Source organism: Actinorectispora metalli, assembly GCF_056323685.1.
The window spans coordinates 39,633-65,288 of the sequence record NZ_JBREYE010000001.1; the positions used below are offsets into that span (position 1 = coordinate 39,633).

Consider the following 25,656-nt stretch of genomic DNA (forward strand, 5'->3'; position numbering starts at 1 on the left):
CTCCTCTGTTTCCACAGGTCAGTGGCTCTGCGCCGAGCCGTTCTTGGTCGCCATGGCGGCGAAGCGTTCGCCCAGTTGGGCGCCGGTCAGGGGTTCGCGGGCCAGGGTCATGATCGTGTCGTCGCCTGCGATGGTGCCGACCACGTCGTGCAGTGCCGCCCGGTCGATGGCGCTGGCCAGGAAGTGCGCCGCACCGGGCGGGGTTCGCAGTACCGCGATGTTGGCCGAGGAGTCCACGGACACCAGCAGTTCGCCGAGCAACCGCGCCAGCCGGGAGGTGCCGCCTTCGACGCCGCGCACCGGGCTGCCGTCCTCCGGAATCACATACACCGGCGCTCCCCCGTCGGCGCCGCGTAGCTTCACCGCGCCAAGCTCGTCGAGATCCCGCGACAAGGTGGCCTGCGTGGTGTCGATGCCTTCCGCGGACAGCAGCTTGGCCAGTTCGGACTGGCTGTGCACGGCCCGCTGCGAGACCAGTTCCACGATGCGGGCCTGCCGGGCGGCCCTGGTCAACGCCGGGTGGGTGGTCATGAAGCCTCCTGGTGGCCGAGGAGCCACATGAGCAGCGCTTTCTGCGCGTGCAGCCGGTTTTCCGCCTCGTCCCAGACCGCGGTGTCCGGTCCGTCGAGCACCTCGTCGGTGATTTCCCAGCCGCGGTGGGCGGGCAGGCAGTGCAGCACCGTGGTGCGCACCCCGGTGGACGCGACGAGCGCGGAGTTGACCTGGTACGGGCGGAACGGGCCGACGCGGTCCTTGCCGTCGTTCTCCTGCCCCATCGAGGTCCAGGTGTCGGTGACCAGCACATCCGCGCCGTCCACCGCGGCCTTCGGGTCGGCCAGCACCCGGATGGAGCCGCCGGTCTCCGCGGCGCGCTGCTTGGCCGCGTCGATCACCCAGGGCAGCGGCTGAAAACCCGCGGGACATGCGATGCGCACGTGCATGCCCGCAGTGACGCCGCCCAGCAGGCTGGAGTGCGCCATGTTGTTGGCGCCGTCGCCCAGGTAGGTCAGCGTGAGCCCGCCGAGCCTGCCGTAGCGCTGGCGGATGGTTTGCAGGTCGGCCAGCACCTGGCAGGGGTGGAACTCGTCGGTCAGCGCGTTGATCACCGGCACCCGCGACACCGAGGCCATCGCCTCGATGCGGGCCTGGGCGAAGGTCCGCCACACCACTGCGTCGACGTAGCGGGACAGCACCCGCGAGGTGTCCTCGATGGTCTCCTCGCGGCCAAGCTGCATGAGCCTGCCGTCGATGATCACCGGCTGCCCGCCAAGCTGGGCGATGCCGACCTCGAAGGACAGCCTGGTGCGGGTGGAGTTCTTCTCGAAGATCACCGCGATGGACTTCGGTCCGGCCAGCGGGCGAACGGCGAGCCGGTCGACCTTGAGGTCGTCGGCGAGGTTGAGCACCTCGGACTGCTCGTCGGGGCTGAGGTCGTCGTCGCGGAGGAAGTGCCTGACCATCACTGGCTCCCGGCGGCGTCGAGCAGACCGGGCAGGTCCGCGACGAAACGGCGGGCATCGTCCTCGCCGAGCACCAGTGCCGGGGCGAGCCGGATGGTGTCCGGCCGCACCGCGTTGACCAGGTACCCGCCCTGCTGGGCGGCCTTGGCCACGGCGGGCGCGACAGCGTTCGCGAGCCCCACACCGAGCATCAACCCGGCGCCGCGCACGCCGTCGATGAGCGGGTGATGCAGGTCTTCGATACCGCTGGCGATCTCCTTGCCCAGCGCCGAGGCGTGGTCGAGCAGGCCTTCGGCGGCGATGGTCCGCAGCACGGCGAGTGCGGCGGCGCAGCAGACGGGGTTGCCGCCGAACGTGGTCGCGTGCTGGCCGGGCTCCAGCAGGCTCGCCGCCGCGCCGATGCCGATGCAGGCGCCCAGCGGCAGCCCACCGCCCAGCCCCTTGGCCAGCGTGATCACATCGGGCACGATGCCCGCGCGCTGGTAGGCGAACCACGCCCCGGTGCGACCGATGCCGGTCTGCACCTCGTCGAGCACCAGCAACGCGCCGTGCCGGGCGGTGATCTCCCGCGCGGCCTGGAGGTAGCCGTCGGAGGGCACGACGACGCCCGCCTCACCCTGGATGGGTTCCAGCACAACGGCCGCCGTCTTGGAGTCCACAGTGGACTGTAGCGCTGCCGTGTCGCCGTAGGGAACGTGGGTGACCCCGGCGGGCATCGGCTCGAACGGGGCGCGCTTGGCGGGCTGCCCGGTCAGCGCCAAAGCGCCCATGGTGCGACCGTGGAAACCGCCCTCGGCCGCGACGATCTTGGTGCGGCCGGTGCGCCGGGCGATCTTGAACGCGGTCTCGTTGGCCTCGGCGCCGGAGTTGCAGAAGAACACCCGCCCGGTCTCGGCGGCGCCCGCCAGGTCGAGCAGCGCCTCGGCGAGTTCGACGGCGGGCTCGCTGACGTAGAAGTTCGAGATGTGCCCGAGCTTGGCGACCTGCTCGGTGACGGCCTGCACGATCGCCGGGTGGCAGTGGCCCAGCGAGGTGACCGCGATGCCGCCCAGCAGGTCCAGATAGGACTTCCCGTCGGCGTCCCACACGGTGCAGCCCTCACCGCGGACCAGGCTCAGGCCGGGGGTGCCATAGTTGTTCATCAGCGCGGCTTCCCACCGCTGCCGCGCCTGCTGATTGGAGGTCAAGGCGGTCACGCGGGTTCCTCCCCGGGTAGCACCATGGTTCCGACACCGGAACTGGTGAAGATCTCGAGCAGCACGGAATGCGCGAGCCGCCCGTCGATGACGTGCGCGCGGGGCACGCCGCCGCGCACGGCGCGCAGGCAGGCCTCCATCTTGGGCACCATGCCCGCTTCAAGTTCGGGCATGAGCTTTTCCAGGTTGTCCGCCTCGATCTGGGCGATCAGCGAGTCGCGGTCCGGCCAGTTCGCGTACAACCCCTCCACGTCGGTCAACACCACGAGCTTGGCGGCGGCCAGCGCCGCCGCGAGCGCGCCCGCGGCGGTGTCGGCGTTGACGTTGTGCGCCACCCCGTCGGCGTCCGGCGCGACGCTGGACACCACGGGGATGCGGCCCGCGTGCAGGATGTCCAGCACCGCGTCGGTGTTGACCTCGACGATCTCACCGACCAGTCCGATGTCGACGGTCTCCCCGTTCACCTCGGCAGGCTTGCGCTTCACCCGGAACAGCCCGGCGTCCTCACCGGACAGACCGACCGCGAGCGGCCCGTGGTTGTTGATCAGGCCGACGAGTTCCCGCTGCACCTGCCCGACCAGCACCATCCGCACCACATCCATGGCGTCGGGCGTGGTGACGCGCAGCCCAGCGCGGAACTCGGCGGCGATGTCCAGCCGCTTGAGCATGGCGCTGATCTGCGGCCCGCCGCCGTGCACGACGACCGGACGCAAACCGGCGGTGCGCAGGAACACCATGTCCTGCGCGAAAGCCCGCTTGAGCTCGTCGTCCACCATGGCGTTGCCGCCGTACTTGACCACGACGATCTCGCCGTGGAACTGCCGTAACCAGGGCAGCGCCTCCACCAGCACCGCGGCCTTCTCCCCCGCGGTGACCAGCCGCTGCTGCGTGACGTCCAACTCCGTCATGACGAGTACGCCGAGTTCTCTTCGACGTAGCCGTGCGAGAGGTCGGTGGTGTAGATGGTGGCGGCGCCCTCACCGAGCCCGAGGTCGATCACGATGACGATGTCGCGGCCGCTCAGGTCGGCCTCGGAGCGGTCCCGAGCGCGCTGCCCGTCCCGGCACAGCTGCACGCCGTTGATCGTGATGGCCAACCGGTCCTGCTCGACCTGCACTCCACTGCGCCCCACCGCCATCGCGATGCGGCCCCAGTTGGGGTCGGACCCGAACAGCGCGGTCTTGACCAGGTTGTCCTCGGCCACGACCCGTCCCAGTTGGTCGGCCTGCTTGTCGTCCGCGGCGCCCTGCACGGCGATGGTGACGTGCTTGGTGACGCCCTCGGCGTCGGCCTGAAGCTGCGCGACCAGTTCGGCGCAGACCGCGGTGAGTGCCTCGGTGAACTCCTCGGCGCCCGGGGTGACCTCGGAGGCTCCGGAGGACAGCAGCAGCACGGTGTCGTTGGTGGACGTCCCGCCGTCCACGTTCAAGGCGTTGAAGGTGGCGGCACAGGCCTCCCGCAGCGCCTGATCCAACACCGACGGCTCGACCGCGGCGTCGGTGGTGATCACGCTGAGCATGGTCGCCATGTTCGGCGCGCACATACCCGCGCCCTTGGCGAAACCGCCGACGGCCCAGCCGTCCCGGCGCACCGAGGCCTGCTTGGGCCGCGAGTCGGTGGTCATCACCGCGGTCGCCGCGTTCAGACCCGCCGCCGCGTCACCGCTCAGCGTCGAGGCCGCCGCCTCCACCCCGGCGAACACCTTGTCCATGGGCAGCCGCTCGCCGATCAGCCCGGTGGAGCACACCGCGACATCGACCGCGCCCGCGCCGAGCACCGCGCCGACCTTCTCGGCGGTGGCGTGGGTGTCCTGAAACCCGCCGGGACCGGTGCACGCGTTGGCGCCGCCGGAGTTCAGCACGACGGCCTTGAGCCGCTGCTGGGTCAGCACCTGCTGCGACCACAGCACCGGCGCGGCCTTGACCTTGTTCGTGGTGAACACCCCGGCCGCGGCGTCGGACGGCCCGTCGTTGACGATCAGCGTGAGGTCCAGCGCCCCGCTGGCTTTGATGCCCGCGGCCACCCCGGCGGCGCGGAAGCCCGCGGGGGCGGTGATGCCTTCGGTCGTGTCGACGGACAACAGTTGCGTGCTGGTCACGGTGCGACTCCCACAGCGGATAGGCCGGTGGTCTCCGGCAGGTCGAGGGCGAGGTTCATGCACTGCACCGCCCCACCGGCGGTGCCCTTGGTGAGGTTGTCCATGGCGGCCACCACGGTCAGGCGGCCGAGTTCGGGGTCGACGGCGTACTGGAACTGGATGGCGTTGGAGCCGAGCACCGCGCCCGTGGTGGGCCACTGCCCCTCGGGAAGCCGGTGCACGAACGGCTCGTCCTTGTAGGCGTTGTCGTAGGCGGGGTCGATCTCCCACTCATCGATCGTGGGTTTGAGGGCGACACTGCACGTGGCGAGGATGCCGCGCGCCATCGGCGCCAGCACGGGCGTGAAGGACACCTTCACCGGCTCGCCCGCGACCGCGCCGAGGTTCTGCATGATCTCCGGCGTGTGCCGGTGCACCCCGCCGACGCCGTAGGCACTGGCCGAGCCCATCACCTCGGAGCCGAGCAGGTGCGGCTTGAGCGACTTGCCCGCGCCCGAGGTGCCGGTGACGGCGGTGATCACGGCGCTGTGCTCGGCAAGCTGGGCGCCGAAGACCGGCGCCAGCGCCACCGAGATGACGGTAGGGAAACAGCCCGGCACGGCGACCCGCCTGGTGCCGCGGAGCTGATCGCGGGCGCCGGGAAGCTCGGGTAACCCATAGGGCCAGCTACCCGCGTGCTCGCCGCCGTACCAGCGCGTCCAGGCTGCCTCGGACCGCAGCCGGTGGTCGGCGCCGCAGTCGATGACCAGCGTGTCCGCGCCCAACTGCCGGGCAAGCTCCGCGGAGTGCCCGTGCGGCAGGGCGAGGAAGACGACGTCGTGACCGGCGAACTGCTCGGGTGTGGTCTCGGCGAGCACCCGCCCGGCCAGCGGGATCAGGTGCGGCTGGTGCGCGCCGAGGGTGGTGCCCGCGTTGCCGCCCGCGGTCAGCGCGCCGATCTCCACGTCGGGGTGGCCGAGCAGCACGCGCAGCAGCTCCCCACCCACGTACCCGCTGGCTCCCGCCACACCGACCCGAATCGCCATGCGGATAATTATGCACTGCTCTGCAACTTCACTCAAAGCGATTTTCGGGTGAACCCCACCACCGGCTCCAGTACTACCCGCACAACGATTGGCCCGCCCGACGATCACTCTTGGCATCCGGCAACGGAAATGACATCCGTTTTTGGAAGCCCGCTGACGATCACCGCATTCATCAGGTTGAATGGCTTTCCCAGCCACATCCTCCGACGGGAAGTCCGACCTGATGACCGTCCGCATCCAGCACACGGTCGACTACACGTTCCCGGTGGAAGTCGTCTACGAGATGATGTCGACTGCGGACTCCGTCCGCTGGCGGGCGGACGAGCACGGCTGGGACACCAAGTCGATCACCCGCACCGCCTGGCCCGCCGGTGGCGTCCACCTCGAGGTATCCATCGGCGCGGTGCTGCCGACCGAGGTCCGCGCCGTCGTGCACCGCGACGAGCTGATCATCCAGCGCACCGAGGACTGGTCACGCCATCCCGACGGCAGCGGCATCGCCCGAGTGTCGATCCTGGTCCCGGACCTGCCTGCCCGCGGCGAACTGAAGATCGTCCTCGAACCCCGCGGCGCGGGCGCGTGCACGCTCGTCTACCGCATCGACATCACCGCGGCGGTGCCCTTCGCAGGCGACTTCCTGGAAGACGTCCTCGCCGACTTCTACTGGGCGCGCGCCACCCGGGAACCGCACCTGATCGCGGGATGGCTGTACAAGGAAGGCTTCGCTCCTCCGGGTGCCGCACCGGAGGCCCTGTTCACCCTCAAGGATGTCCAGCGCGAGCGCTCCGACTGAGTACGGGAGGATTGTCCGATGGCTGTCGGAATCCGCTTCTCGGTCGATTACGCGTTCCCGGTGGAGGCTGTGTACGCCACCATGACGACCGAGGACTCGATTCGTTGGCGGGCCGCCCAGCACGGCTGGGACACCAAGTCGGTCACCCGCACCGCTCTTGCCGATGGCGGCGTCCATCTCGATGTGACCTTCGGTTCCACGCTCCAGGGCGAAGCCCGAGCCATCGTCCGACGCGAGGAAATGATCGTCCAACGCATCGAGGACTGGTTCCGGCACCCTGACGGCACCATCAGCACGCGGGTGTCGATTCTGGTTCCCGACATGCCCGCCCGCTGCGAAATCGACGCCGTCATCCGCCCTCGCGGCGACAGCGATTCCACCATCACCACCCGCGTCGCCATCACCGCGGCGGTCCCCTTCGCGGGCGGCGTTATGGAAGACGCCTTGGCCGACTTCTACTGGACGCACGCCAGCCGAGAACACCACCTGATCGCGGCCTGGCTGTGCAAGCAGGGTGCGGCCCCGCCGGAAGCCGAGCCGGACGCCCTGTTCTCGATCAGGGACGTCGAGCGCGGCTGCTCTCGGCCTGCGTCAACGTTTGAGGGCCAGCATCACGCCGTCGCGGACCGCGAGGGTCACCGAGTCGACCCTGGGGTCGGCGACAATGTGGTCGGCTAGTGCCCGAAGCGCCTTGGCGTCTTCATCTGTGGTGTCGGGATCGGCCACCAGGCCGCTCCAGAGCATGTTGTCCAAGGCGATGAGACCGCCGGGACGCATGCGCGGCAGCAGTTCCTCGTAGTAGAGGTGGTAGTTCTGTTTGTCGGCGTCGATGAACGCGAAGTCGATGACGGGCTCCTCCGGCAGCGACCCGAGGGTTTCGGTGGCGGGCGCCAAACGGAGGTCGATGCGGTCGGCCACGCCCGCGAGCTTCCAGTAGCGCTCGGCGATGGCGGTCCATTCCCCGCTGATGTCGCAGGCGAGCAGACGGCCGCCCTCGGCGAGGGCGCGGGCGATGGTGAGGGACGAGTAGCCCGTGAACACGCCGACCTCGACCGCGTTGCGCGCCCCGGTCAGCCGCACCAACATGCTCAGCAGCGCGGCCTCGTCATGCTTGATCTGCATGCCCGCGGCGTTCGGAAAGGTGCGCTCGGTCTCGGCGGCCAGTTCGCGGAGTAGGTCGTCCGGCGGGGTGCTGTGCGCCAGCAGGTACTCGCCCACGGCGGGATCGATGAAACTCACGGACTGGACTCTAACCTCGTCCCGAGCGGGTGGCAGGAGGTCTGATGACGCGGGTCACACGGCTCGAATGCGATCTCGTGCTGGAAGACGCCCCGCCGGGCGATGCGGTGATGACCCGGACTGTCGAGCTTGCGGCGGGCGCCTACCGGTGGAGCGTCAGCGTGGAGAGCGGGCAGGGCAGGGCCGTATTCGCCGCGCGGCAGGTGACGCTCGCGGCGGGCGAGTATCGGTGGACCTGTCACCTCACCAGGCTCCGCAGCGGACTTTTCCAGGTGAGATGCGCTTTGGACGGCGCAGGGTTGGTGTCCGAGGCGTTCCGGGCAGGCGGAGGCATCCACCACTGGCGCAGCACTCTCGAGGACCGGTGACGGATTCGGGAAAGTCCTTTCACGGAGCTGACAGCATGCAACCCGGCGGTCTCGTGGTGGCGTTGGGTTCGGGTGAAAGGGATTTCCACCGCTTCACCGGAGGGACTATGAGCAGGACACGGCTCGGCACCACTCTGGTCGCCGCGGCGACCGTGCTGGCGCTGACCAGCACCACCGCCTTGGCGGGCGTGCAGTGGACGGAAGACAAGGTCGTCAGCGACGCCGCGATCCTTACCGAGGTGCTGCCGATCGACGCCAAGGACGCGTGGACGTTGGGCTTCATCAGCACACCCGGCGACTTCGAGACGACCGCACTGCGGTATCGCAATGGGCAGTGGCGGCACGAGAAGATTCCGAGCATCGGTCGGGTGCAGGCCTCGGCGGCGGTCTCCCGCGATGACATCTGGGCCGCGGGCGACGGCTCCACCGCGCTGCACTGGGACGGCAACGAGTGGCGCAAGGTCGCGCTGCCGAAACCGGCAGCCGGCGACTACCAACTTCTCGGCGGCACCCAGTTCGGCACGGCCAACGTGCTGCTGACCGGGTTGGTCAGCGACAACAACATGGCTCGCGGCGTGATCCTGCGGTGGGACGGCAAGCAGTGGGCGGAGGACAAGCTGCCCGACCTGGGCACCGGCTGGGCGGTCTACGAGGTGTCGGGCGCCAGCGCGGACAACGTGTGGGCGGTCGGTTCCAAGGTGGCGGGAGACCGCTGGGTCTCGATGTCGCTGCACTGGGATGGCAAGCAATGGCGTGAGGTCGCGGTTCCGGAGGACCCGGACTTCCGGTCCACGCTTCAGGATGTCGTCGCGGTCGGCCCCCGCGAGGCCTGGGCGGTCGGGTACCGCCTGAGCAACGAGGGCGGCGAGGGCAACCACGCCCGTATCCTGAACTGGAACGGCGAGAAGTGGACCGAGGTGCAGGCCCCCGACGCTCAGGGCGAGTTGCACTCGGTCACCAGGGACGGCAAGTTCCTGTGGGCGGCGGGATACGACTACCAGGCCGCAAGTTTCATCACTCGCTACAACGGCACCACCTGGGAGCTGGTCCCCGCCCCGAAGTCCAGCAACCCGAACGTCAAGCGCGCCTACGCCGACGAGATCGCGGGCCTGCCCGGCGGCGGCGTGATCGCCGCAGGCACCGCCAGCACCGGCAACGAGCAGGACCACCCTTTGCCTTTCATCGTCCGTAGCACCAACTGATGAAGATCCCGGCGGTTGTTTCCGCCACGGAAACAGCCGCCGGTCCATTACTGCCTTAAGGCGCTATTTCGTGTTCTTGCAGACTTCCGCGTTGCCGAGTCGATAACGTCTCTGGGCATGAGGGAGGAGAGAAAGCCAATATCGCTGGTTCGGCACGAACTCAGCCTCGAGCTTGAGGCGTGGCGAGTGCGAGCCAAATTCACGTCCAGCCAACTCAGACGAGTGCTCGGCTGGGAGAAGCCCATGATGAGCAAGTTCGAGCACGGCCTCCAGGGCGTCTCCGAGGTACGGATCGTTCAATACCTTACCCGTTGCGGCGCCTTGGACGACGACATTCACCGCATCCTCGAATGGTTCCGTCGAGCCGACGACGGCTTCGTCCTTCGCCTGAACAACGACGAACCAGCAGACTCGTTGAACACTCTTGTCGCCAGGGAAGCAAACGCGACGACCATTCAGTTGCTGGACTCGATCTTCATCCCAGGTTTGCTGCAAACCGAAGAGTACGCGCGAGCAGTCATCTCCGGGGTCGATCGCCACCTGCCTCCCGAACGGATCGAAGCAGAAGTAAGCGCTCGAATGGATCGACAGAGTGTTCTAAAAGCGTGGCATCCGCCCGTGTGCACCTTCTTCATCCATGAGATCGCCCTGCGAAAACTCGTCGGCAACCCGAGGGTGATGAACGAGCAAATGCTGAACGTACTTCTCTGGACCGAGCGTCCACACTGCAAGGTACGCGTGATCCCGGATGCAGCCGGACCGACACCCGGCTTGGACTCGACGTTTCGCGTGATGTCGTTCGAGGATCACGGCCCGGTGATCTATCTCCAGAACGGTATCGTCAGCCTCTTCCTTGACAGGCCCACAGCCGTGAAGTACTTCCAGAACACTCTGACGGATCTCGCCGAGATTGCCTTGAGTGAGAGAGAATCCCAGGAGTTGCTCACCGCCATGGCGAGCGACTTCGACCCCCTGGGAGCAGAGCCGGATGGAGAGCAGGTCAACGAACAGGCTGGCTTGGCGTAAGAGCAGCCACAGTGGAGGTGCAGGCACAGATTGCGTCGAAGTGGCCTTCCCCGGGACTGATGTGCTGGTCCGGGACTCCAAGAACGCCACCGGGCCGATGCTGCGGTTCCCGGTGGCGTCGTGGCAGGCGTTTGTGCAGGCTGCTACGCCGACTGGTTGACGATCACGCCGAAACCTTCGAGTTTGCCGACGGGCTCGGCCTCAGCGGCGGTGGTGCCGAAGTCGTACAACTGGACCGGCTCACTCCGCGTGTAGTTCTGGTCCACGGGCGGGAAAGAGCGCGAGTTCCCTTCGAAGGGACACGCAGCCGGAAACTCCCCTGCGGGGCAGCCCCCGGCCCATGCTCCAAAACCCGCCCGCGCCCGGAGTCGGGCAGAACACGGCTGGATTCAGCCGTTCGTGGAAGGCGTTTGTGCAGCTCAGGCGCGGAGTTCGGCGCCGAATCGGTCGGCTACCGCCGCCACGACCGCGTCGCGGGCGGTGGTCGCTTCTTCGACCGTCAGCGTGCGCTCGGGAGCCCGGAAGCGGAGCGAGAACGCCAAGGAGCGCTTGCCCTCGCCGACCTGCTCCCCCGTGTACACGTCGAACAGCCGCACGTCCTCCAACAGCTCCCCGCCGTTGGCGCGGATCGCGGCGGTGATCTCCGCCGCCGGAACCGACGCGTCGACCACCAGCGCAACATCCAGCAGCACCGGCGGGTACGGCGAGACCTGCGGCACCGGACGCCGCTCCGTCAGCGGCAACGCGTCCAGGTCCAACTCCATGGCGCAGGTGCGCTTGGGCAGGCCCAGCGCCTCCACCACCTTGGGGTGCAACTCGCCCGCATGTCCCACCGGCCAGTCGCCGACGCGCAACTGCGCGCAGCGCCCCGGGTGCCACGGCGCCAAGTCAGCGGGCACCGCCCGCAACTCCACACCCGCGGTCTCCGCGACCAACCGCGCCGCCTGCACGGCATCGGCCCACTCCGCAGGCCGACCCTTGCCCCACCAGCCCGCCAGCTCGCGGTTGCCGGTCAGCACCGCCGCGACATGCACCGGCTGCTGCGGCAGCGCCGCCTCCAGCTTGGCCCAGTCCTCTTCGGACGGCCGTCCCAGCACACCAACCTCGGGCACCGGCAACTGCTCGGTCTTGGGCAGGAACACCTGTCCGATGTGGAACAACGCCACATCTCGGAAACCCCGCGAAACGTTGCGCTGCAAGATCTCCAGCAGACCCGGCAGCAGCGTGCTCGCCAGTTCCGGCTTGTCCGCCTCCAGCGGGTTGCGCAGCTTCTGCGTGCGCCGCCGGATGTCGTCATCGGGCAGCCCCAGCGCATCCCACATCGCCGAGCCGGTGAACGGGAACGGCAGCACCTCGACATAGCCGTTGTGCGCCAACGCCCGCGACACCGCCCGCTTGCGCCGCTGCGCGGCACTCAAGCCCCGGCCACCGGGCGCGCTGGGCAGCACCGACGGAATGGTGTGGTAACCCTCCAAGCGGAGGACCTCCTCCACCAGATCCGCGGGCTGCACCAAGTCCGCGCGCCAAGTCGGAGGGGTAGCCATCACGACACCGACCCCGGCGTCGGTGCTGCCCACCTCGATCGCGCACCCGATCTGCCGCAGCCGGTGCGCGGTCACCCCGCGCTCGTAGTTCACGCCCGCCACCTGATCCGGCAGGTTCAGCGGCATGGTGATCGCCTGCTGCGCGGGCACCGAACCCTCGTCGGTCCGTCCACGATGGAGCGTGCCGTCGCCGTACTGCACCAGCATCTGCGCCGCGACCTCCGCTGCCAACGCAGGCAGCGCCGGGTCAACCGACCGCTCGAACCGCTTCGATGCCTCACTGGGCAGCTTGTACCGGCGAGCCGCCCGCGCGATCGTGGCAGGCTCGAAGTTCGCGGCCTCCAGCAACACGTCGCTCGTGCCGTCGCCGACCTCGGTGGTGGCGCCGCCCATCACCCCGGCCAGGCCAATCGGCCCGGACTCGTCGCAGATGAGCAGGTCGTCGGTGTCCAGCGCCCGGACCTGCTCGTCCAAAGTGGTCAGCTTCTCGCCCGCCCTGGCGCGCCGCACCGTGATATCGCCCTGCAGCTTGGTCGCGTCATAGGCGTGCAGCGGCTGGCCGAGCAGCAGCATCACGTAGTTCGTGACGTCCACCGCCAGCGAGATCGGACGCTGACCGGCGGCCAACAGCCGAAGCTGCATCCACAGTGGAGTGGGCGCCGTCGGATCAACCCCGGTCACCCGGCGCGCCACGAACCGGCGACACCCCAACTCGTCCTCAATGTGCACCGGCCACGCATCGCCGGTCGCCTCCGGCACCTGGTGCGCGGCCGGATCGCCGTAAGGCACCTCAAGCGCGCAGGCGATTTCCCTGGCCAGACCCCGAATGGAGAAGCAGTAACCGCGATCGGGGGTGATCGCAAGCTCGATCACCGTCTCCCCGAGGCCGAGCAACTTGCTCGCGTCATCGCCGGGCTCGGACTCCCCTGACGGCAGCACCAAAATGCCCGCGTGGTCCTCACCGATACCGAGTTCCTTGACCGAACAGATCATGCCGTTGGACATGCGGTCATAGGTCTTGCGCGCGGAGATCTCAAACCCGCCCGGCAACACGGTGCCAGGCAGCGCGACCACAACCAGGTCGCCCTCGGCGAAGTTGGTCGCCCCGCAGATGATGCCCTGAGTGAGGCCGTCCTCGATCTCGACCTGGCAGTACCGGATCGGCTTCTTGAACTCCGTGAGCTCTTCGATCTCAACCACGCGGCCGACCACCAACGGCCCGTTGACGGGCTCCGCCTTGTGAATCGCCTCGACCTCGAAGCCGATGCGGATGAAGGCGTCCGCAAGCTTCTCCGCGGTGGTGCCCTCGGGTAGCTCCAGATACGTGGCGAGCCAGGAAACCGGGATGCGCACGCTAAGACCTTCCTTTTTCTTAGGCGTCGGCGCCGAACGGGAGGGTGAAGCGAACGTCGCCCTCAACCATGTCCCGCATGTCCGGAATGCCGTTGCGGAACTGCAGCGTGCGCTCCAGCCCCATGCCGAATGCGAAGCCGGAGTAGACCTCGGGGTCGATACCGCAGGCCCGCAGCACGTTGGGGTTGACCATGCCGCACCCGCCCCACTCGACCCAGCCGGGGCCACCCTTCTTCGCCGGGAACCACACGTCCATCTCGGCCGATGGCTCGGTGAAGGGGAAGAACGACGGCCGCAGCCGAGTCCGCGAATCCGGCCCGAACATGGCCCGCGCGAACGCGTCCAGCGTGCCCTTCAGATGCGCCATCGTGATGCCCTTGTCGACGGCAAGACCCTCGACCTGGTGGAACACCGGCGTGTGCGTCGCATCCAACGCGTCCGTGCGGTACACCCGGCCAGGGCAGACCACGTACACGGGCAGTTCGCGGTCGAGCAGCGCCCGGATCTGCACCGGCGAGGTGTGCGTCCGCAGCACCAGCCCGGAGCTTTCCGGCGCCACCCAGAACGTGTCCTGCATGGTCCGCGCCGGGTGGTCCTTGCCGAAGTTGAGCGCGTCGAAGTTGGCCCACTCGGTCTCAAGCTCAGGCCCCTCGGCGACCTCCCAGCCCATCCCGACGAAGGTGTCCGCCACCTGATCGCACAACGCGGTGATCGGGTGCCGCGCCCCCACCGGGTAACGGTCCCAGGCCAGGGACACGTCCACGCTCTCCGACTCGAGCACCCGCGCGTCCCGCTCGGCCTGCAACACGGCAAGCCGCTCGTCGTAGGCGGCCTGAATCGCCACCCGCGCCTCATTCACCCGCTTACCGGCATCAGCCTTCGCCTTGGGCGGCAGCGCGCCGATCTCCCGCCGCGCCGTCAGCAGCGGCGAGCGGTCCCCGAGGTGCGCGGGCTTGACTGCCGCGAGCGCATCCAAATCCGCGGCCTCGGCAAACGCCTTACCGGCGTCCTCAACCGCGCTCTGAAGCGTCTCGGGCGCCAGCGCGGCGACCTGCTTCGGGTCGTATGGATCGTTGGCTCCGGACATGCGCCTACGTGTCTCCTACCTGCCTGTCCGTTACAGCCACCCCGACTCCCCAGCCGGCGGCTGCAAGTAGCAGGGCGATCCTAAGCCACCCGATTACCCGCTGTCCTCGCAGTATCGCGTTCCGGCTCGCCGGCCCATCACCCACAGTGACGACCCATGCTCTGCGCCTCCGGAATACGCCCGCCGTCAACCCCTGTCACCGTCACCACGAGCAGCACCACAACCACCACCGCGACTACGACCCGACCAGCCAACCGCAGCCCATACCGCCAGCTACCCACATCTTTGGCCAGCCGCTCTCCGCGCCTAGCGGGCCGCGCCAGCCGCACGAGCAACAACACGGCAATCGGGATCTGGAGCGCCCAGAGCACGGTGCGGGGCCAGCCCGAGTACCAGACGTTCGTGCCGTACAGCAGCGTGTGCCACACACTGAGCGCGTAGGTCACGATGATGAACCGGTGCAGGTTGCGCCAGGTGCGGGCCCCGATGCGCGAGCGGTAGTAGAACGCCAGCCCCAGCGGAATCGCCAGATACAACGCGACCTGCCCGATCGGAATGGCCAACGCCCCGGTGCCCGAGGTGTAGCCGCCCGGCACGAAGGTCTTGAAGAACGCCTGCCACACCCGCTCGCCCCACTCCAGCTTCGGCTTGTACCGGACGAGTTCGGCGAAAAACATCACCGCGTGCAGGAAGATCAGCACCAGACTGCTCAAGCTCGTGGTCCGGTGCAGCTTCTCCAACGCCGCGTGTCCCATCCACTGTGGACGCGGCCCGGACAGCACCAGCCCCAACATCACCGTCACCCACGACCACAGCAGCCCCGACCACCCGAACGCCTGCGAAAGCCAGTACATCCAATAGGTGTCGGCCTCGGCCATGAACGGCATCACCGCCGTCGTATCCGACGTACCGTGCCGCACCCGCAGATACAGCAGCACGAACACACTCGCCGTGACGAGCAGCCCAACCGCAAAGTCCGGCCCGGCCGCACGGACATCCGCCCGCAACGTCACTCCCCGGGCCTCCTTGCGCACACCGGCTGTCATCAGCTTCCTCTCCACGACTCCCCAACGAGACAGCACAGAGGTAGTCGCGCACGCCACGGGCGGAGTTCCCCCGGCAGCGAAAGCTCTTGCCTCGATGACAACTTCCCGCCCACCTCATCGCGGACGCCGCGATACGTGTGATGCCGCGCCGATCACTCCGAATCGGATTAAGGCCGTTTCCAGATATATTCCAAGACACGTATTTTGTTTTATATCAGCACGCCGACACATCCATGCGGTTAACCCGATCGGCGCTATTTGCCGGTAATTCCGATGGATACCATCGTGAGTTCAAACCCGCCGAGGGCAGGGACGGGAATCGTTCAGCCCGGCTGAATTCGGCAATTCGCCATCGTCGTGTCCAGCGCGGTCCAAACTATACCATTTTTACCGGGGGAACTCGTGAAACGAAGATTCTCAGCCGCTATCGCGGCTCTGTCAGGATTGCTCGCGCTCGTTGTGCAACCACCGGCATTGGGCGAAACACCAAGGACCACCTCGTCGCCGACGGACATCGTCGAGCACACCATCGACGCAGCCGAGATCCGATCAGCGGCCGAGTACTGGACTCCGGAACGCCGCGCCAACGCCAAACCGGATCCTGGGCGCGCCACGCCCATGAGGCCGGACGCCGACCCCAGGCAAACGGAGAGACCACGGCGGCTGGTCGAACCGGTCGCTCCACAGGAGCCCACTGCCCGCCTGTACCGCGCTCACGTGGTGGGCCGAGCCTACTACCGCAAGGGCGGCGAAGACCGGGTGTGCTCGGGCTCGGCGGTGAACAGCAATGGCCGGAACATGGTCTTCACCGCCGGGCACTGCGTCCACGAGGGCGACGGAGGGGCGTGGCACACGAACTGGATTTTCGTGCCCAGCATGTGGCACAACGAAACGCCGTTCGGCCGCTTCGAGGCCTACAACCTCGTCACGTTGCGGGGCTGGGCCGAGGACGGCTCCTGGAGTTACGACTCGGCCCTTGCCCTCGTCAACCCGAATGAGCGGGGGCAGCGACTGGTCGACGCGGTGGGCGGGAACGGACTGATCGTGGGCGGCCCATTCGAGCAATTCCACACCGTGATCGGCTATCCCGTGGAGAATGTGTCAGACCCGGATATCCAATACAATTGCACCGGCACCACGAGCCAGGCCTCAGCCTTCTTCCCACGCCAGATCTCCCTGGCGAGCTGCGGACTTCGCGAAGGCATTAGCGGTGGCCCGTGGCTACTGAACTTCCAAGATCGACCCGATGGTTCCGGCCTCGGCGATTTGCATGGCGTGTACAGCAACTACGACATCTTCAACCATATTCGCTCGCCATATTTCCAGCTGGAGGGTGAAGGAACATGTACCTGGCCTACGCCAATGGATAGGCTGAACGACACGGTATTCGACGGGTGGCGGGCCGCCCTCGCGGTCCGCCACCCGCGACGAAGGCAGGAACGATGAGAAATCGCCTTGTCCTGTGGGCTTCGCTCGCCGCGGTCGTGCTCGCCGGATCACTGGCGATCATCGTCGTGGCCCAGCAACGAACCGATACCCAGCAATCCACCCAGACGGTGGTGACCGCCAGCGCGACAGCCCAACCGCAGCCCTCCACGCATGCGACACCATCCGATCCCGGTTACTGGACCGATGAGCGGATGCGCAACGCCAAGCCCGCGGACAACCGGGCCGGGCCCAGCGTGGAGGTCGTCATCGCGGTCATCGCCGGACTCACCGTAGCCGCGGCCACGGCCATCGCCCTGATTCTCAGACGCCGCAAACGCTCCACATGACAACGGCTCGGCACGCCTCGCGCGCCGAGCCGTTTGCCGCGGGGTGGATCAGCGCTTGATGCCGATGCCGCCCGCGATGCAGTACTGGACCTGGTTGAGGGGCTTGATGCGGGGACCGTCGGGCCACCAGTCGGCGCACAGGACGAGGCCGGGGTCGACCATGTCGAGGCCGCAGAACAGTTCCTCGATTTGTGCCATGGTCTTGAAGGTGCCGCTGCCCATGGGGCTGTGCAGGAACATGTCCTCCATCTTGCGGGCCACGGGGCTGTGCTCGTTCTCCGGATCGAGGAAGTGGCTGATCGCCACGTAGGAGCCCGACGGCAGCGCGTCGATGTACTCCCGCATGATGTCCTTGGCCGGGCGCTCGTCGTCACCGTTGTAGTGGTGCAGGGTTCCGAGCTGCAGGAACGCGATCGGCTCCGTGAAGTCGATGTGCTTGCGCACGATCTCGTTCTCCAGGACCTCGCGGGGCTGGAAGATGTCGGCCGCGACGAAGTGCGTCTGGTCGTTCTCCTCCAGCAGCGCACGGCCGTGGGCCAGCACGACCGGGTCGTTGTCGATGTAGACGACGCGGGTATCGGGGTTCAGGCGCTGGACGACCTGGTGGACGTTCTCCGCGGTCGGCAGGCCGGAACCGCAGTCGAGGAACTGGGTGATGCCGGTCTGGCTGGCGAGGAAGCGGTTGGCGCGGATGAGGAACCCGCGGTTCTCGGTCGCCAACTCCTTGGCCTCCGGCGCGGCCTTCTCGACGCGTCGGAGCACCTCGCGGTCGATCTCGTAGTTGTCCTTTCCGTTGAGAAACGCGTCGTAGACCCTGGCGATACTGGCCTGGGTCGTGTCGATGTACGCCGGGACGGCTTCGTCATTTAAGGGAGCGGAAGCGCCAGACATCGAAGGCCTCACTAGAAGGATCGGCTATGACGGACAGCACACAGGGTATTGGTACCGTCTCTGGGTGTATTTGGCGGTAGGAATACATCCGAATGTCCTACTGCGCGTTCGGTGACCGAACGTGTGCGGGGTGGAGTATCGTCGGGAGAGCCAGGCGGCTGGAGCTGACGGGAGGGGCCTTCGATGGCCACCACAGGTGACCTAGGCGGCCAAGGCCCGACTGTCCGACGCATGGTCCTCGGCGCCCAGCTGCGCAGGCTTCGTGAGGCAGCGGGCATCAGCCGCGCCGACGCGGGCTTCCTGATCCGCGCGTCCGAATCCAAGATCAGCCGCATGGAGCTTGGCCGGGTCGGCTTCAAGGAACGCGATGTGGCCGACCTGCTGACCATGTACGGCGTCTCGGACCCCGAGGAGCGCGAACAGTTCCTCGGCATGGTGCGGCAGTCCAACAAGCCCGGCTGGTGGAATCGATACAACGACCTGATGCCGTCGTGGTTCCAGGACTTCGTCGGCCTTGAGGAGTCCGCCTCCCGAATCCAGTCCTACGAGCTTCAGTTCGTGCCCGGTCTGCTGCAGACCGAGGACTACGCGCGGGCACTGGCCAGCCACGGGCGGCCGCAGATGGCGGACGAGGTCGCCGACCGGCGGGTGGCACTGCGGATGGGGCGGCAGAAAATCCTCGCCCGACCCGATGCGCCCAAGCTATGGGTGGTGCTCGACGAGTCGGCCGTGCGTCGTCCGATCGGCGGTAGGAAGGTGCTCCGCGCGCAGCTTGACCGGCTGCTGGAGATGAGCTCGCTGCCGCATATTTCGGTCCAGGTGCTGCCGTATCAACTCAGCGGTTACTCGGCCGAGGGCTCGTTCACACTGCTGCGGTTCACCGAGCCCGAGCTACCCAACATCGCCTACATCGAGCACCTCACCGGCGCCCTCTACCTGGAGAAACGCGACGAGATCGAGGTGTACACCCGCGCCTTCGACCACCTCATGGTCGATGCGGCGACGCCCGCCGACACGCGCGAGATCATGAACAAGATCCGCCACGAGCTCTGACCGGTCGGCGCCGTCACCTGAAATTCATCCGTTCTTGCACGTGCACGTGCATTCACTGCGTGCATTCGGCCGTGCTACGGTGGCCTACGTCACCAACTGCACGTGCAGATGCATCCGTGGAAGGGTCGATCTTGACTCAGGTTCGGAACGGCATGCCAGCGTTATCGGTGCCCACCCGGTCATGGCGCAAGAGCAGGTTCAGCGGGGCGGTCGGCAACTGCGTCGAACTCGCCCGGCTCGATTGCGGGCGGATCGCCATGCGGAACTCCCAGCATCCTGACGGACCCGCGCTGATCTACACCCGCGACGAGATCGCGGCATTCCTGGCAGGTGCCAAGGAAGGAGAGTTCGACGATGTCCTGCACTGACAACGGTGAACTGCCTGACAACCCCGCGGCGCTGCTCGAAGCGCTGATCACCCGGGGCTTCCAGTTCGTGCACCCGCGCGACCGGCACGGCGAGGTCGTCGCCGTTGTCGGCATCCGCGTCCACAACAGCGTGGTCGATGTGGTCCGGCTCGACGCCGAGGACCGGGTCACCGCCATGCGCCTGCCCGGCGACGAGCCCGAGGTGCTCGCTCCCCGCACCGTGCTGTGGAAGCGGGTCGGCACCATGCACGCGGTGATCACCGCACTGCTGGGGCTGTCCGACGACGACCACGCGGTATCGCTTCGCCCGGTCAACGGCTGCTGGGTCCCCGGCGCCGCGGGCCGCGAGAAGTGGCTCGCCGCCACCGCCTGAACCTCGCCTTCGGGTAGGCGTCCCGGATGGGCCGCCGCTCAGCGGCTGGGATACGAGTCCAACGGTCGGGGCGTATCCCAAACGCGCGGCGCCCCCGCGCCCGGCGCTGCCTACCCGGAGGCCTCCTCACCCAGCAGGCAGGCCAGCGCGAATCTCGAATGCGGAAGCACGCCGTTCATGCGTCGTCCAGCGGGGTTCAAGCCGACTGCGCGAGCTGCTGAGCGACGTCGAGCAGATCCGCGCCCGTGACCTCGGGCTGCGGGACGGTGCGGAGTAGTGCGTGTTCTCCCCTGCTGACGAACGCCGTCCGCATACCGGCTGCCTGAGCGCCGAGGATGTCCCAACCGTGCGCGGCGATCAGGCAGGCGTCTGCGGCACGACATCCGATGAGATGCAATCCGTGCTCGTAGACGCGGCGCGCAGGCTTGTAGGCGCGGCAGTGCTCGCTCCCCACCACATGTGCGAAGTGCTCACGCAGGCCCGCGGCCGTCAGCATCTGCTCGGCCGCATCCGTCTTGTTGTTGGTGATCGTGGCGATGCCGATGTCGGCCTCCGCCAACACCGCCAGCGCCTCCGCGGCCTCCGGATAGCAGGGCAGTTCACCCGCCACTCCCGCCGCGCGTTCGGCCACCTGCCGCGCACGGGGATGCCCGATCCCCAGCAGCCTGCGCTCGACGGCGGCCTCCAGGTAGTCGGGGAACGCCCGGTACCGACCCGCCAGCGTGTCCGCCATGGCCTGGAACACCGTGTCGTGCAACAGGCTCAGTGCCACCTCGGGATCGTGCAGCTCCGGGGGCAACTCGGCCGCGATCGGCGTCGGGTTCAGCACCGTTCCATTGAGGTCGAAGACCGCCCAGCGAACCTGCATATGATCAGGATGCGGCCAACGTCGTATTTCCGCCATCGGAGGGCCTTGAGGATGAACGTCGGGTGGGGGGTGACCGTACTCACCGCGCAGCCCGAACACCATCCATAAGCCATCAAGAGCATGACAATGACTACCAACGACGGCTTGAGATTTGGCACTGGCCGCTTAAGCTGATGGCCAGGCTGGGGAAGCCGCCGTTTCATCTACCCGATCGGCCGTGGCGTGTCCGGGTGAACGAAGCTGCCCAACCACGACCGCGGGGAGATGATGAGCCATCACGATGACGAGCCTCCGACACCGGATTCGGTAGGAGCCTCCGCGGCGCCGAAGGCGGATCAGCCCGCCGATCAGACTTCCGACCAGAGCGATACTCCCCGCGCCTCTGCGGACTTTGTGCCCTTCGGCGTGCGCGTCGAGTCGGCGCGGTTCGACCTTTTCGCGGCGCCCAGCGCAGTGGCCCGCCCCGCCGAGGTCACGCCTGCCGCCGAGATCCCGGCGGAGCCCGAACCGCAGGCTCTCGAGGCCACGGCCGCCGATCTTGCGCCCGCCGCCAGGCCTGCGCCTGCCGCCGAGGTTGTGGGCGCGACCGACACGAAGCCCGCATCGGCCACCGGGATTGTCGACTCACCAGACACCTGGCCCGCGCCCGCCGAGGTTGTGGCCTCGCCGGACACCAAGCCTGCACCAACCGCCGGGGTTGAGGGTGCTCCTGTCGCGCCCCCGTCTCCAGCTACAGCCGTAGAAGCGGCACCCGACACCATGGCTGGTGCGCCCGTCGCGGACGCGGTCGCCGCGGACGCTGCCCAACCGGACGTACCGGCCCCGCCCGCGATCGCGCCGGCGCCGGTGACTCCGTTGACGGAAGCGCGTCCAGCCACCGCGGCGCCTGTAGAGGGCACCGCGGCGGAATCGGTCACGCCCGACGCCGAGCCTGCGGCGGACCAGCAGACATTCGAAGCACCGGCACCTGCCGTGGCCGCCGAGCCGGTGGGGCCGACGGCACCGCTGCCGGATATCCCGGCGTGGCCCGCCGCGAATGTGCCGATGTTCCCGCCCAACCCCGGTCCGCTGCCCCCGGTGGTACCCGGCCTGGTGTGGGACCGGCCGATCGGGCAGCGTGGCGACCGGCCGCAACCGGAACCGGTCGTGGTGCTGCCCGCAGCCCACGTGACGAACGTTCCGGTGCCGGAGCAGCGGCGGCAGTGGTGGCAGGACATGCAACAGCAGCAGGCCGTACCCAGGCCTGCCAAGAACTCGCCGCTCGCGATCATCGGCGTGCTGTCCATGGTCATCTGCATCGCGCTGTCGGTGGCGTTGATCGGGCGGCTGACCAACCCGGTGGAAGGCACACCGACCGCGGCGTCGGAGGCGTCGGCGGGACCGTTCAGCGGGGTACCCGCGCCGCCGAAGCCGGACGGGCCGCCGTTCACCCAGCAGTTGGAGGCCAACCCGATCCTGGTGCCGGGGGTGAGCCTGCCGCCGACGAAGTGCACGCTGCCCAAGATCGGGCGCGGCAACGAGCAGCTTCGCGCCTTTTATGTCGCGGGCGTCGACTGCCTCACGCAGGCTTGGCGCCCCGCGCTGCAGAACGCGGGCATCGACCTGGAGGCGCCCGGTGTCGAGGTCGAGGCCATCGACAGCAACGCCTGCGGCGTGGTCCCCGCCAAGGACGAAGCCGTCGCCTTCTATTGCAGTTCCATGATCTACATGCCGCGTGACCGGTTGTTGGCCGACGCCGGGCTCTCCGAGGCGGTCCACCTTCAGGTGCTGGCCCACGAGTACGGCCACCACGTGCAGGATCAGGCCAAGATCCTGTACGGCGCGGACCGCCGCGGCGGCAGCCTCGCCCAGGACCACCCCGAGCAGCTACTGCTGTCCCGCCGGGTGGAACTCCAGGCCAACTGCTTCTCCGGCATGTTCATCGCCAGCGCGGCCGCGGGAGGCACCCTCAGCAAGGGCCTCGCCAACAGCGCCGTGAGCTCCTTCAGCGACTTCGTCAGCAGCAAGACCCACGGCAACAGCAAGAGCCAATCCCGCTGGGGCCGCTCCGGCTTCAAGGTCAACAAGACCAGCGCCTGCAACACCTGGACCGCCGCCCCGGGCGACGTGGCCTAACCGCGCTGGGCGCGGGCCGAGGTGTAGAGGCAGACGGCGGCGGCGGTGGCGAGGTTGAGGCTTTCGGCGGCGCCGTAGATGGGCACTCGCACCGCCTCGTCCACGGCGGACAGCACCTCCGCGGGTAGACCATGGGCCTCGCTGCCGAACACCCAGGCGGTGGGGCGGCGGGTCTCGCCGAGGGAGTCGACCGCGTCCAGGTCCGTCTCGGCGTGGCCGTCGGCGGCGAGCAGGTGCAGGCCTGCCGCGCGGCAGGCGTCCAGCACCGAGGGCAGCGAGCGGTCGCGGGCCACGGGCAGGTGGAACAGACTCCCGGTGGTGGCGCGCACGCATTTGCCGTTGTGCGGGTCGACGCTGTCCCCGGCGAAGATCACCGCGTCGGCGCCCACGGCGTCGGCGACGCGCAGCACGGTGCCCGCGTTTCCGGGGTCGGCGACCTCGGCCAGCACCGCGACCAGGCGCGGGCGGCCGTCCAGGACCGAACGCAGCGGCTGGTCGACGAGGTCGCAGACGGCGATCAGACCTTGGGGCGTAACGGTGTCGGAAAGGGCGGCGGCGGCTTTGGGCGTCACCAGGTTGACCCACACGCGGGCCGCGCGGGCCTCGTCGAGCAGGTCACCGTGCCGGGCCGCGGCCTCCTCGGTGGCGAACAGCTCGTGCATGCGGCCACTCCAGGCCAGGGCCTCGCGGACGGCCTGGGCGCCTTCCACGAGGAACCGGCCCGCCTTCTCGCGGGCGGACCGGCGGAGGAGCTTGGCGGCGGCGGATACACGAGGGGTCCGTTCGGTGAACGGACCCCCCTGCATTGCCTGCGATGTCCTGCTCAGGCTGCACCCTCGGTGGCGTGCTCCTTGGCCACCTCGACCAGCGCCGTGAAGGCGGCCGGGTCGCTCACGGCCAGCTCGGCGAGGATCTTGCGGTCCACCTCGACACCCGAGGCCTTCAGGCCCTGGATGAAGCGGTTGTAGCTGATGCCGTTCTGGCGGGCGGCGGCGTTGATCCTGGTGATCCACAGCTTCCGGAAGTCACCCTTGCGGGCGCGGCGGTCGCGGTAGGCGTAGTTGAGCGAGTGAAGGATCTGCTCCTTCGCCTTGCGGTACAGCCGCGAACGCTGACCGCGGTAGCCACTGGCCAGCTCCAGGGTCGTGCGGCGCTTCTTCTGGGCGTTCACAGCCCTCTTCACGCGTGCCACGTGCTTGTTCCTGTCGTTATTCGGGGCGGCTCAGGCCGCCGTGCCTGCGGGGAGGGGCTCAGCGGCCGAGCAGCTTCTTGATGCGCTTCACGTCGGGCTTCGCCACCTCGGCAGTGCCCTCAAGACGGCGCGTCAGCTCGCTGGACTTGCGCTCCAACAGGTGCCGACGGCCGGCCTTCTCACGGCGCAGCTTGCCGGAACCGGTGATCTTGATGCGCTTGGCGATGCCGCTGTGCGGCTTGAACTTGGGCATGGTCGTCCTCGTCTGTCACTGCCGCCGCCGTCAGGCGGCCGGTGGTCCCATTCGCGGGGCGCCCCACCGGGCGCCCCGCTCCGAGCATCACTGCTCGACGTCTGTGCTCTCCGGAACCTCTTCGGAAGGGCCGTCCGAGGCCTTCTTCGGCTTGAGGTTCTTGTGCGGCGCCAACACCATGATCATGTTGCGGCCGTCCTGCTTGGGCGATGACTCGACAAAGCCCAGCTCGGTGACGTCCTCCGCGAGCCGCTGCAACAACCGGAAGCCCAACTCGGGGCGGGACTGCTCACGCCCACGGAACATGATCGTGACCTTGACCTTGTTCCCCTGCTCCAGGAACTTCGAGACCGCACGCTTCTTGGTCTCGTAGTCGTGGTTGTCGATCTTCGGCCGGAGCTTCTGCTCCTTGATCACGGTGAGCTGTTGGTTGCGGCGGGACTCGCGGGCCTTCTGCGCGCTCTCGTACTTGAACTTGCCGTAGTCCATGAGCTTGCAGACCGGCGGTCGCGCCTGCGGGGCGACCTCGACTAGGTCGAGGTCGGACTCCTGGGCCAGGCGCAAGGCGTCATCGATGCGCACTATCCCGACCTGCTCCCCTGCGGGTCCGACCAAACGGACCTCAGGGACGCGGATGCGGTCATTGATGCGCAGGTCCGAGCTGACGGGGCCTCCTCGATCCAATGGCTCTTCTCTCCTCGTTGGATGACCTTGGCTTCGACGCCGGATGCGCCGAAAGAATGGGTTGACCCGATCTCACCATGACGAAGGCCCCGGCGCTGCTCGCGCTCGGGGCCCGCTCATGACCGAAAACAGCACGGCTCGCATAGCCGCGCCGCGCAGGAAACGACGTATCGTTCCTGCGTCCGGACCCGGCCGCCTGAGACGGCGACTCGGGTGGGAGCGGGTGCTCCACTTGCCGCCCCCGCCGAAGCAGGGGCTGGTCGCTCAGGCAAGCTTACCAGTCGTGACAGACCCCCAGCGAATCGACACCCCCGGTGATGTGCGGAACCTCGGCGATGTGCCCAGCATCGAGGTCATCAGCCGGAGCGCTGTCATGCTCATGTCCGCCGCCGCCGAGCGGCTCGGCCTCGCCGACCCCGATCCCGACGCCTCGCCGCGCCGCGACCTGGACGAGGCCCGCCGCCTGATCACAGCGCTCGCGGGGCTGGTCACGGCGTCCGCGGAATACCTCGGACCGCATGCCGCCCCGATGCGGGACGGCCTCCAGTCACTGCAGCGCGCCTTCCGCGAGGCTTCGGCGTTCCCTGACGAGCCGGGCGCGGGCCCCGGCGAGAAGTTCACCGGCCCGGTGTACTGAGCCAGGTGCC

30 protein-coding genes are annotated in these 25,656 nt (G+C 68.1%); 13 read left to right on the top strand and 17 right to left on the bottom strand.

What is annotated here, in order from left to right; all coding sequences use genetic code 11:
• Positions 1 to 18: 18 nt before the first annotated feature.
• Genes ACU6XJ_RS00195 through argC form a run of 6 tightly spaced genes read right to left on the bottom strand, consistent with a single transcriptional unit; the run spans position 19 to position 5,779 of the window.
• Positions 19 to 531, bottom strand: a complete 513-nt coding sequence (locus ACU6XJ_RS00195) for an arginine repressor (RefSeq protein ID WP_476305483.1) — start codon at positions 529 to 531, stop codon at positions 19 to 21.
• Positions 528 to 1,460 carry an ornithine carbamoyltransferase gene (gene argF / locus ACU6XJ_RS00200; protein WP_476305485.1) on the bottom strand — a complete coding sequence of 311 codons (933 nt, stop codon included), beginning with the start codon at positions 1,458 to 1,460 and terminating at the stop codon, positions 528 to 530. Before argF ends, ACU6XJ_RS00195 begins: the two co-directional genes overlap by 4 nt.
• A complete protein-coding gene (locus ACU6XJ_RS00205; protein WP_476305487.1) occupies positions 1,460 to 2,656 on the bottom strand; it encodes an acetylornithine transaminase in 1,197 nt (398 codons plus the stop codon). The genes argF and ACU6XJ_RS00205 overlap by 1 nt, the downstream gene beginning before the upstream one ends.
• Positions 2,653 to 3,564 (bottom strand): acetylglutamate kinase, encoded by a 912-nt coding sequence (argB, locus tag ACU6XJ_RS00210; protein ID WP_476305489.1) that lies wholly within the window; start codon positions 3,562 to 3,564, stop codon positions 2,653 to 2,655. Before argB ends, ACU6XJ_RS00205 begins: the two co-directional genes overlap by 4 nt.
• Positions 3,561 to 4,754, bottom strand: coding sequence for a bifunctional glutamate N-acetyltransferase/amino-acid acetyltransferase ArgJ (argJ, locus tag ACU6XJ_RS00215; protein WP_476305492.1), 1,194 nt, complete (start codon positions 4,752 to 4,754; stop codon positions 3,561 to 3,563). The genes argB and argJ overlap by 4 nt, the downstream gene beginning before the upstream one ends.
• Positions 4,751 to 5,779 (bottom strand): N-acetyl-gamma-glutamyl-phosphate reductase, encoded by a 1,029-nt coding sequence (argC, locus tag ACU6XJ_RS00220; protein ID WP_476305495.1) that lies wholly within the window; start codon positions 5,777 to 5,779, stop codon positions 4,751 to 4,753. The genes argJ and argC overlap by 4 nt, the downstream gene beginning before the upstream one ends.
• A 181-nt stretch (positions 5,780 to 5,960) precedes the next feature.
• On the opposite strand from argC, the gene ACU6XJ_RS00225 reads away from it, so the two are divergent.
• The gene (locus tag ACU6XJ_RS00225; protein ID WP_476305496.1) at positions 5,961 to 6,572 is read left to right on the top strand and encodes a DUF2505 domain-containing protein; all 612 of its coding nucleotides are present in this window, start codon (positions 5,961 to 5,963) and stop codon (positions 6,570 to 6,572) included.
• An 18-nt stretch (positions 6,573 to 6,590) separates the two neighbouring features.
• On the top strand, positions 6,591 to 7,250 hold the full coding sequence (locus ACU6XJ_RS00230; RefSeq protein WP_476305498.1) for a DUF2505 family protein: 660 nt from the start codon (positions 6,591 to 6,593) through the stop codon (positions 7,248 to 7,250).
• Here ACU6XJ_RS00230 and ACU6XJ_RS00235 read toward each other — a convergent pair.
• On the bottom strand, positions 7,164 to 7,811 hold the full coding sequence (locus tag ACU6XJ_RS00235) for an O-methyltransferase (protein WP_476305500.1): 648 nt from the start codon (positions 7,809 to 7,811) through the stop codon (positions 7,164 to 7,166). The genes ACU6XJ_RS00230 and ACU6XJ_RS00235 overlap by 87 nt on opposite strands.
• A gap of 44 nt (positions 7,812 to 7,855) precedes the next feature.
• Between ACU6XJ_RS00235 and ACU6XJ_RS00240 the strand changes: the two genes are divergently transcribed.
• The 4 genes from ACU6XJ_RS00240 (at position 7,856) to ACU6XJ_RS00255 (ending at position 10,567) form a co-directional block, all read left to right on the top strand.
• Entirely contained in the window at positions 7,856 to 8,179 is a 324-nt protein-coding gene (locus tag ACU6XJ_RS00240; RefSeq protein WP_476305502.1) for a hypothetical protein, read from the top strand.
• Positions 8,180 to 8,286: 107 nt separating this feature from the next.
• Positions 8,287 to 9,381, top strand: coding sequence for a hypothetical protein (locus ACU6XJ_RS00245; protein ID WP_476305503.1), 1,095 nt, complete (start codon positions 8,287 to 8,289; stop codon positions 9,379 to 9,381).
• Positions 9,382 to 9,627: 246 nt separating this feature from the next.
• A complete protein-coding gene (locus tag ACU6XJ_RS00250) occupies positions 9,628 to 10,407 on the top strand; it encodes a DUF5753 domain-containing protein (protein ID WP_476305505.1) in 780 nt (259 codons plus the stop codon).
• Complete coding sequence (locus ACU6XJ_RS00255; RefSeq protein ID WP_476305507.1) at positions 10,370 to 10,567, top strand: DUF397 domain-containing protein; 198 nt, start codon at positions 10,370 to 10,372, stop codon at positions 10,565 to 10,567. Before ACU6XJ_RS00250 ends, ACU6XJ_RS00255 begins: the two co-directional genes overlap by 38 nt.
• Here the strand turns inward: ACU6XJ_RS00255 and ACU6XJ_RS00260 are convergent.
• From ACU6XJ_RS00260 to ACU6XJ_RS00275, 4 genes are all read right to left on the bottom strand, one after another.
• Entirely contained in the window at positions 10,551 to 10,673 is a 123-nt protein-coding gene (locus ACU6XJ_RS00260) for a hypothetical protein (protein WP_476305510.1), read from the bottom strand. The genes ACU6XJ_RS00255 and ACU6XJ_RS00260 overlap by 17 nt on opposite strands.
• Positions 10,674 to 10,826: 153 nt before the next feature.
• Positions 10,827 to 13,304, bottom strand: coding sequence for a phenylalanine--tRNA ligase subunit beta (pheT, locus tag ACU6XJ_RS00265; protein ID WP_476305512.1), 2,478 nt, complete (start codon positions 13,302 to 13,304; stop codon positions 10,827 to 10,829).
• A 19-nt stretch (positions 13,305 to 13,323) separates the two neighbouring features.
• Positions 13,324 to 14,391: a phenylalanine--tRNA ligase subunit alpha gene (gene pheS, locus ACU6XJ_RS00270; protein WP_476305515.1), complete on the bottom strand. Its 1,068-nt coding sequence runs from the start codon at positions 14,389 to 14,391 to the stop codon at positions 13,324 to 13,326.
• Positions 14,392 to 14,528: 137 nt separating this feature from the next.
• On the bottom strand, positions 14,529 to 15,452 hold the full coding sequence (locus tag ACU6XJ_RS00275) for a ferric reductase-like transmembrane domain-containing protein (RefSeq protein WP_476305518.1): 924 nt from the start codon (positions 15,450 to 15,452) through the stop codon (positions 14,529 to 14,531).
• A 387-nt stretch (positions 15,453 to 15,839) separates the two neighbouring features.
• Here ACU6XJ_RS00275 and ACU6XJ_RS00280 point away from each other — a divergent pair, with 387 nt between their 5' ends.
• Both ACU6XJ_RS00280 and ACU6XJ_RS00285 read left to right on the top strand, forming a co-directional pair.
• A complete protein-coding gene (locus ACU6XJ_RS00280) occupies positions 15,840 to 16,883 on the top strand; it encodes a trypsin-like serine peptidase (RefSeq protein ID WP_476305521.1) in 1,044 nt (347 codons plus the stop codon).
• The gene (locus ACU6XJ_RS00285; RefSeq protein WP_476305524.1) at positions 16,880 to 17,212 is read left to right on the top strand and encodes a hypothetical protein; all 333 of its coding nucleotides are present in this window, start codon (positions 16,880 to 16,882) and stop codon (positions 17,210 to 17,212) included. Before ACU6XJ_RS00280 ends, ACU6XJ_RS00285 begins: the two co-directional genes overlap by 4 nt.
• A gap of 48 nt (positions 17,213 to 17,260) precedes the next feature.
• Here the strand turns inward: ACU6XJ_RS00285 and ACU6XJ_RS00290 are convergent, their stop codons facing one another.
• Complete coding sequence (locus ACU6XJ_RS00290; protein ID WP_476305527.1) at positions 17,261 to 18,103, bottom strand: SAM-dependent methyltransferase; 843 nt, start codon at positions 18,101 to 18,103, stop codon at positions 17,261 to 17,263.
• 183 nt (positions 18,104 to 18,286) lie between these two features.
• Between ACU6XJ_RS00290 and ACU6XJ_RS00295 the strand changes: the two genes are divergently transcribed.
• The 3 genes from ACU6XJ_RS00295 (at position 18,287) to ACU6XJ_RS00305 (ending at position 19,897) form a co-directional block, all read left to right on the top strand.
• Complete coding sequence (locus ACU6XJ_RS00295) at positions 18,287 to 19,156, top strand: helix-turn-helix domain-containing protein (protein WP_476305529.1); 870 nt, start codon at positions 18,287 to 18,289, stop codon at positions 19,154 to 19,156.
• 152 nt (positions 19,157 to 19,308) lie between these two features.
• Positions 19,309 to 19,524: a DUF397 domain-containing protein gene (locus tag ACU6XJ_RS00300; RefSeq protein ID WP_476305533.1), complete on the top strand. Its 216-nt coding sequence runs from the start codon at positions 19,309 to 19,311 to the stop codon at positions 19,522 to 19,524.
• Complete coding sequence (locus ACU6XJ_RS00305; protein WP_476305535.1) at positions 19,511 to 19,897, top strand: hypothetical protein; 387 nt, start codon at positions 19,511 to 19,513, stop codon at positions 19,895 to 19,897. The genes ACU6XJ_RS00300 and ACU6XJ_RS00305 overlap by 14 nt, the downstream gene beginning before the upstream one ends.
• A gap of 196 nt (positions 19,898 to 20,093) precedes the next feature.
• On the opposite strand, the gene ACU6XJ_RS00310 is transcribed toward ACU6XJ_RS00305, so the two are convergent.
• Entirely contained in the window at positions 20,094 to 20,765 is a 672-nt protein-coding gene (locus tag ACU6XJ_RS00310; protein ID WP_476305539.1) for an HAD-IA family hydrolase, read from the bottom strand.
• Between the two features lie 405 nt (positions 20,766 to 21,170).
• Here ACU6XJ_RS00310 and ACU6XJ_RS00315 point away from each other — a divergent pair, with 405 nt between their 5' ends.
• Positions 21,171 to 22,880, top strand: a complete 1,710-nt coding sequence (locus tag ACU6XJ_RS00315; protein ID WP_476305542.1) for a neutral zinc metallopeptidase — start codon at positions 21,171 to 21,173, stop codon at positions 22,878 to 22,880.
• Here the strand turns inward: ACU6XJ_RS00315 and ACU6XJ_RS00320 are convergent.
• The 4 genes from ACU6XJ_RS00320 to infC all read right to left on the bottom strand — a co-directional run bounded on the left by ACU6XJ_RS00320 (position 22,877) and on the right by infC (position 25,009).
• The gene (locus ACU6XJ_RS00320; protein WP_476305544.1) at positions 22,877 to 23,686 is read right to left on the bottom strand and encodes a TrmH family RNA methyltransferase; all 810 of its coding nucleotides are present in this window, start codon (positions 23,684 to 23,686) and stop codon (positions 22,877 to 22,879) included. The two genes, ACU6XJ_RS00315 and ACU6XJ_RS00320, sit on opposite strands and share 4 nt — an antisense overlap.
• A gap of 17 nt (positions 23,687 to 23,703) precedes the next feature.
• The gene (rplT, locus tag ACU6XJ_RS00325; RefSeq protein ID WP_476305548.1) at positions 23,704 to 24,072 is read right to left on the bottom strand and encodes a 50S ribosomal protein L20; all 369 of its coding nucleotides are present in this window, start codon (positions 24,070 to 24,072) and stop codon (positions 23,704 to 23,706) included.
• Positions 24,073 to 24,130: 58 nt separating this feature from the next.
• Complete coding sequence (gene rpmI / locus ACU6XJ_RS00330; protein WP_476305551.1) at positions 24,131 to 24,325, bottom strand: 50S ribosomal protein L35; 195 nt, start codon at positions 24,323 to 24,325, stop codon at positions 24,131 to 24,133.
• An 87-nt stretch (positions 24,326 to 24,412) separates the two neighbouring features.
• The gene (gene infC, locus ACU6XJ_RS00335) at positions 24,413 to 25,009 is read right to left on the bottom strand and encodes a translation initiation factor IF-3 (RefSeq protein WP_476305553.1); all 597 of its coding nucleotides are present in this window, start codon (positions 25,007 to 25,009) and stop codon (positions 24,413 to 24,415) included.
• A 283-nt stretch (positions 25,010 to 25,292) separates the two neighbouring features.
• Between infC and ACU6XJ_RS00340 the strand changes: the two genes are divergently transcribed.
• Positions 25,293 to 25,646, top strand: coding sequence for a DUF1844 domain-containing protein (locus ACU6XJ_RS00340; RefSeq protein WP_476305556.1), 354 nt, complete (start codon positions 25,293 to 25,295; stop codon positions 25,644 to 25,646).
• The last annotated feature ends 10 nt before the right edge of the window (positions 25,647 to 25,656 follow it).